Source organism: Tenacibaculum sp. E3R01 (genome assembly GCF_003318185.1).
GTDB lineage: Bacteria > Bacteroidota > Bacteroidia > Flavobacteriales > Flavobacteriaceae > Polaribacter > Polaribacter halocynthiae.
In genome coordinates this window covers 1-6,425 of the sequence record NZ_QOCC01000012.1, presented here as the reverse complement: position 1 = coordinate 6,425, position 6,425 = coordinate 1, and the positions used below count along the sequence as shown (strand labels likewise).

The window sequence follows — 6,425 nt, the reverse complement described above, 5'->3', positions numbered from 1 at the left end:
CGAGGTGTTTTATTTTTATAGTATTATGAAACTTTATTAATTTTTCTTCATTAACAACTGAAGCCCTAAACCAATAAATACATATCCACTTATTTTTTTCATTACCTTACCTATCTTTTGATTACTTCTTAACCTGTTTGTCATAAAAGAAGCAGCATGCACTAAGAAAAGACACCAAATGGTTCCTGTTAATAAAAAGGTACATCCTAAAATTAAAAAAGGTAGTACATTATTTGTATGTTCTGCTTTTATGAACTGAGGTAATAAGGACAAAAAGAATATTGCAATTTTTGGGTTTAATAAATTCGTTAAAAAGCCTTGTTTATATATTTTCAATAAATCTACCTTCTCAAAATCTACCTTTTGATTATCAAATAATCCTGACTTATCTAAAAGGGTTTTTACACCTAAAAAAATCAAATAAACCGCCCCAGCCCACTTAATAACTGTAAAAGCAATTACTGATTTTGCTAATATTACTGATAATCCCAAAGCAGCAAATACAACATGAATTACAGCTCCGCTTCCAATTCCTAAAACAGAATAAATACCTGCTTTTTTTCCTTGAGCAACGCTCCTGGTAATTATATAAACAGTATCTGCCCCTGGAGTTATATTCATTAAAAGCCCTGCAACAATAAAACCTATATAGTTCTCTATTCCATTCATTACATCACTTCTTCAACTATTACAATTTACGAAATTGCTAAATACACAAACACAACATAAGTAATTAGCAACAACACTCCATCCCTCCATCCTAACCTCATACCTTTAGGAATAAAAACTAACGGAAGCACCGCAAATGAAATAGCTAACATCCAATAAATATCCTTAGTAATCAAACTTAATGAATCTGGCTTAACCTCTACAGGAGTAATCATTGCTGTTATTCCTAACACTGCCAAAATATTAAACACATTCGATCCTATTAAATTCCCTAAAGAAATTGCCTTTTCTTTCTTCATAACTGCAATAATAGAAGCTGCTAATTCAGGAATACTTGTTCCTACAGAAACCACCGTTACACCAATTACAGCATCACTTACCCCTAATCCTTTTGCCAACGTTTTTGCTCCATCAATTAATAACTCTGATCCTCCCCATAAACCTAATCCACCTAAAGCTAAAAAAAGTACTACTTTAAATAGCGGTAATTCTTCATCATCCTCAGGCATTTCATCAACTACAGCTTGCTTTTGAAAACGTAAAAGGTACACCAAAAACGCTATTAAGGTAATAAATAAAATCACTCCTTCATATGTTTGAATTGTTTTATCATTAACAATAAAAACATATAGCAACAATGAAGCAAACATCATTACTGGCCAATCTGTTTTATAAAAACTCTTCTGAACATCTATAGGCGATAAAATTATTGTTATTGCCAACACTAACGCAATATTTGCAATATTTGAACCTATTACATTACCAACTGCTAAACCTGTAGCTCCATCTAATGCAGATTTAATACTTACTATCAATTCTGGTGCTGATGTTGCAAAAGAAACAACCGTCATACCAATAACAATTTTAGGTATATTCAATTTTAGCGATAAGCCAACTGCAGCTTTTAGCAACCAGTTCCCACCAAGAACTAATAAAACTAATCCAATAACAATATATAGAATACTCATAAATTATTTTTTGTGCGAAGATAGGGTTTTGACATCTAAATTACGAACAGATATTACATGCTTAAAAGCTTCTTTTTTTGTCTTTCTAATTCTCAATAAAAAAAGTTTTATTTCAAATCACAAAAATCAAAACCACCATTTCACCTCTCTTTAACAACACATTTTCCTTTACTTTTTTAAAACACACAAAAAACGCCCTTTATTTAATTACACATTAAAACAATAAACACACATTAATATTAACAAAACAAACTACTATGTAGAATATTAGACTACATATTAAAACTTAATATTATTTTTTAACTTTAATTATAAATTCAAATTAATTAAATCGTATTGAAACTTTTGGTGATGTGATTCTCTTTCTCATATATTGAGAAAACAATTATGGAATTAATCAACTTTTATTAACTAAAACCACTAAAAAAACAAATGATAACTATTGCTTTAAATTTAATTGTCTCAGCAGTAAATTTTATAATTCAACTTATTCAGTACTTATTTTAATTAACTATTAAACACACTATTATTATGCTAACATTTTTAGGAATATTATTAATTATTATTGGGTTACTCACCCTTATTTTAAAATCAATTATTAAAAAAGACGGCTTCTTAAATTGGTTCACCACCAACAGAAGTATCCAATTTACATTACTCGGAATCTTATTGAGTATTATAACTGGAATGTTCTTTTACGCAGAAGCTGGTACAGCCTATGCAGTACAATTTGTTTCTGGTGGTGATAAAATGATTACCACACAAGGATTAAAATTAAAATGGTGGGGTAGAATCATACCACTATCTTATGAAACATCTATAAAAGATGTTATTTTAAAAGATGATGTAGAACTACCAAAAAGTAGCCAAGGTATATACAACAGGAAGGCTCAAAAGTGGGAATTCAGCGATGCAATTAAAGCAGAAATTAGCACTTCAGTTATTGTAGGTGTCAATATCAACGACGAAAAAGTTTTTTTAAACATGGCAGACAGAAACAGGAGCGAATCAAAATTAATTTACGGTAGAGTTTTACCAAACATTGATGCTGCTATAAAAAACACCTGCAAACTAATGGATGCTCAAGATTATATTTCAGGTCAGGCTTCAGACTTCGATAGATATTTTAGAGATCAATTAGAAAATGGAATGTACCAAGTAGAACAATACTATGAATCTGAAAATACGAATGAAATTGTTGGAGATACAACTACTATTAGAAAGATTAATGTAGGTAAATCGAGTAAACAAAAAAAGTTTAGAATCAAAAGAAACTCAGATGGTAGTATAGCCAGAGACAATTCTAACACCTTAAAACAATACGGTTTAAAAATTTACCAAGCACAAGTAACAGGTATTGACTGGGAAGAATCTTTTGATGAGCGTTTAGATTTACAAAAAAATGAGGTAGCACAAACTCAACTTGAAAAACAACAAGCAGAGCGTGAATACTATAGAGCTAAAAAAGAAGTTGCTAAAGGAGAGTCTGAAAAAGCTAAAGAAAGAGCTAGGTTAGAAAAAATTCAAATTCAACAAACCATCGAAGCTGAAACTCAAGCTAAAGTAGCTGGATTCAACTTAATAAAAGAAAAGAAACAATATGAAGTTGAACAATTCAAAGCTAAAAGTAAAAAAGTAGCTGCCGATGCGCAATACTATGAAAATGCAAAACTAGTAAGTGCAGGTTTAACTCCTCAGGAACGTGCTGAATGGGAATACAAAACTGCAGTGGGAGTTGCTAAAGAGATAAAAGATTTAAAATTACCTTCTACATATATTGAAGGAAGTAAAGACGGAAACAGTGGGAATTTGCTACAATCATTAATTGGCGCTGAGCTAGCTAAGAAAATGATGGAAAAGAAATAAAAAAGAAAAGGAATAAAAAAGAAAAGGAATCAATTACCAACAGGACGAATTAGATCGTCCTGTTTATTCACAATTATTTTTTCATTATTTTTGATATGAAATCAACTAACTAATGAAAAAACAATTATTTAAACAACTAGCCAAGCTTAACAAAATTATCTTACCTTCTTTTACCAAAAAAGAGCTAGACATTACAAAGGCTTCAAAATTACAATTAGCTATTATTGGATGGAGAGCTTACGTTACAATAAATTCATTAAACTAAATACACCTTAAGTTATGAAAGAACATATTTCTATTTTTACCGGATCAGCAATCTTAGTGAATAGACTTGCTCAATTATTAGAAAACAATAAAATACCCTCAATTATTAAAAACGAACGAGAATCTGGAAGATTAGCAGGTTTTGGAGCTACAGGAGACGTTGTTGAGCTTCACATTTTTAACACTGATATTGAGGCATCTAAAAAAATTATTGAAAATTTTCGAAAAGAAATTGAAAAATAATTTTTAGAACTGTAAAAGAATTGTATATTTGCACCCGCAAAACGACGGCCTCGTGGCGCAACTGAATAGCGCACTTGATTACGGCTCAAGAGGTTACAGGTTTGAATCCTGTCGAGGTCACAACAAAACCCTTAACTAATTAATAGTTAAGGGTTTTTAATTTATATTTTTCATATACCCTCCCTTTAACAACACTGAAAAATTAATAAAACTAGTTAATAATTCTCCTTTGTAAATCATCAGTAGTTTACATCAATAACTACCTTTAACTAGTCTTCTTATTACTCAATATTTGTTTTGTACACATTAAAAAATTGTTCTTATTTTTTTAACCTAACAAAATCATTAATAGCACTCTACATTTTGTATATTTATCGAAAATTGAAAACAAAATATCCTAAAAAAACAACATGAAATTATTTAAACTCCCTACTTTAATTATCGTATTAAACTTATTACCCAACTTATTATTTAGTCAAAATTTTACCTCAGATTATATTGCATTGGCTGTACCCGAGCATTGGTATGGTAAAATATACCATGTAGACCCAAGTACTAAAACAATAAGTCTACAACAAGTAGATAGTTTACGTCACGACTATTCTCTTTTAGATTCTTTTACTAACCTTGTTTCGAATGTAACAGTATATAGTGTAAAAGGAGAAGGTGAACTTACCATCGTTGGTGCTGGTGTTTCTGTAAAAGGAGAAAACTACCAAGTTATCTATGATTTTTCACAAACTCAAACAGTAAAAAATAATGGCGAAAATTACCATTCTTTTTTGGTTGGGGTTAGCGTTAGAATGGTTGCTAAATTCAAAGCTTTAAAAGGAAAAGTAAATCTATCTAGTCCATTTGGTTTAGTAGCAAATATTGAAAAGATAAAAGGATCTTTAGAAGTACGAGTTAGCGGAATTGGCTCAAAAAAAATTAATGACTTGATCCCTACTACTTCTGATTTATCACCATCATCAATTGCAACAGCATTACAGGCAGTAGCAACCATAAAATCTCATATTTATGACGATGAAACAATTATTACTCCACAACTTTTAGCCTACAGTAAAGTAAAACAAGAAATTAGCAATGAGCTAAACAGTAATCAATTTAATAAAAATAAAGACAACAAAAATGAAGTTAACAGCAAGTAATATTTAACACATAAAGCCAACTAACAAACTCCTTGATTTATTATAAGTTGAGGAGTTTTATATTCCCAAAAAGAAATTTTAATAATTCTTTATATATTTACCTAAAGTTCCTTTTATCCGGAACTATAATCCAATAAACGAGAACTTTGTTCTCTATATAACGAGTTAGCAAGTATTTGACAAAAAAATGATAAAATACATCATATTCATATTATCAATTTCATTTTTTGGCTGTTCGGATATAAAAAATGATTCGGCAAAAATCTTAATAAATACTGAACAAATTGACACGTTAAAATATTCCTATAGCGGATTTAACAATGGATTAAATCTTAATTTATTAAGTAATGGAAATTTTGAATATCAAGAATTTGTTTATGGTTGTACAGGTGGTGGAGAAAATAAAAAAGTTACTGGCAAATACAAAATCGATAGTTCATTTTTGAAACTAATTCCATCGAAAATTAAACTTTTGACTTATCCAATGGAATTTGATGGAGAAACAGAAACTCTCGAAACTAAATATGGAATTGACTCGCTTAAAATTAAAACTGAATTTAATATTGTAAAATGGGGTAATTCTAGTTATTTACTATCAGAACAATTTGATTTGGGTTGGAGTATAGAAGAAAAGAACGATTTTATAAGATTTTCCGAAAATTTTAATTCTGGATATGAACCATCAAATAGTGGTAGATATCTAAAAAATCAACAAAAAGATTCACTCAATAAGCCTTTAGATTTAAAACAAATTCCGAGAAAATGGAGAGAATTATTCCTTATAAGTCCATTATCTGTAAAAATTGTAAAGTCAACAAAAAAGAATAGATTTAGTGAGGGAGAAAATCAAACATATTGGATTCTTGAAATTGATAAAGGTAAAAAGGACAAAGTCACTAAAGGAATGACTTTTCAAACTGAGAACGGAGATGCTTTTTTTGAAATAGACTCGGTTAGACAAAATAAAAGTTTTAGTAAAGCCTATAACTACAATTATAGTGATGAAAAATACTTCAATATAGGAACAGTTTATCAAACTAAGTGGAAATAAAACACTTGCTAACAATGTATAAAAAACATAGGGCGGTTTAGGCTTTCCGAAAGGTCTGTGCTTATTTAAAAAGTCGCCAAATATAAAATTTGGAGTTTTCAACAAAAAAGATAAAAGCAATATATTATATTTGGCTTAGTACCAACCCGAAACGTATCGCTTATCAACTGCCCTACGTTTCTTATACTGAACGTTGTGCAACATAAGGCGAAA

Annotated in this window: 7 protein-coding genes and 1 tRNA gene; 6 read left to right on the top strand and 2 right to left on the bottom strand. The window is 29.8% G+C overall.

Going from position 1 to position 6,425, the window contains the following annotated elements; translation table 11 throughout:
• Nucleotides 1-36: 36 nt before the first annotated feature.
• Together DS884_RS01555 and DS884_RS01550 are read right to left on the bottom strand one after the other, a co-directional pair.
• Entirely contained in the window at nucleotides 37-669 is a 633-nt protein-coding gene (locus DS884_RS01555) for a LysE family translocator (protein ID WP_093870407.1), read from the bottom strand.
• Nucleotides 670-695: 26 nt separating this feature from the next.
• Nucleotides 696-1,637 carry a calcium/sodium antiporter gene (locus tag DS884_RS01550; protein WP_113785520.1) on the bottom strand — a complete coding sequence of 314 codons (942 nt, stop codon included), beginning with the start codon at nucleotides 1,635-1,637 and terminating at the stop codon, nucleotides 696-698.
• Between the two features lie 531 nt (nucleotides 1,638-2,168).
• Between DS884_RS01550 and DS884_RS01545 the strand changes: the two genes are divergently transcribed.
• The 6 genes from DS884_RS01545 to DS884_RS01520 all read left to right on the top strand — a co-directional run bounded on the left by DS884_RS01545 (nucleotide 2,169) and on the right by DS884_RS01520 (nucleotide 6,212).
• A complete protein-coding gene (locus DS884_RS01545) occupies nucleotides 2,169-3,503 on the top strand; it encodes an SPFH domain-containing protein (RefSeq protein ID WP_113785519.1) in 1,335 nt (444 codons plus the stop codon).
• A 112-nt stretch (nucleotides 3,504-3,615) separates the two neighbouring features.
• Nucleotides 3,616-3,768, top strand: a complete 153-nt coding sequence (locus DS884_RS01540) for an SsrA-binding protein (RefSeq protein WP_113785518.1) — start codon at nucleotides 3,616-3,618, stop codon at nucleotides 3,766-3,768.
• Nucleotides 3,769-3,782: 14 nt separating this feature from the next.
• Nucleotides 3,783-4,010, top strand: coding sequence for a putative signal transducing protein (locus DS884_RS01535; RefSeq protein ID WP_113785517.1), 228 nt, complete (start codon nucleotides 3,783-3,785; stop codon nucleotides 4,008-4,010).
• A gap of 46 nt (nucleotides 4,011-4,056) precedes the next feature.
• Nucleotides 4,057-4,130, top strand: a tRNA-Arg gene (locus tag DS884_RS01530).
• A 290-nt stretch (nucleotides 4,131-4,420) separates the two neighbouring features.
• Nucleotides 4,421-5,161 carry a hypothetical protein gene (locus DS884_RS01525; protein ID WP_113785516.1) on the top strand — a complete coding sequence of 247 codons (741 nt, stop codon included), beginning with the start codon at nucleotides 4,421-4,423 and terminating at the stop codon, nucleotides 5,159-5,161.
• 187 nt (nucleotides 5,162-5,348) lie between these two features.
• Nucleotides 5,349-6,212: a hypothetical protein gene (locus tag DS884_RS01520; RefSeq protein WP_113785515.1), complete on the top strand. Its 864-nt coding sequence runs from the start codon at nucleotides 5,349-5,351 to the stop codon at nucleotides 6,210-6,212.
• Nucleotides 6,213-6,425: the final 213 nt, after the last annotated feature.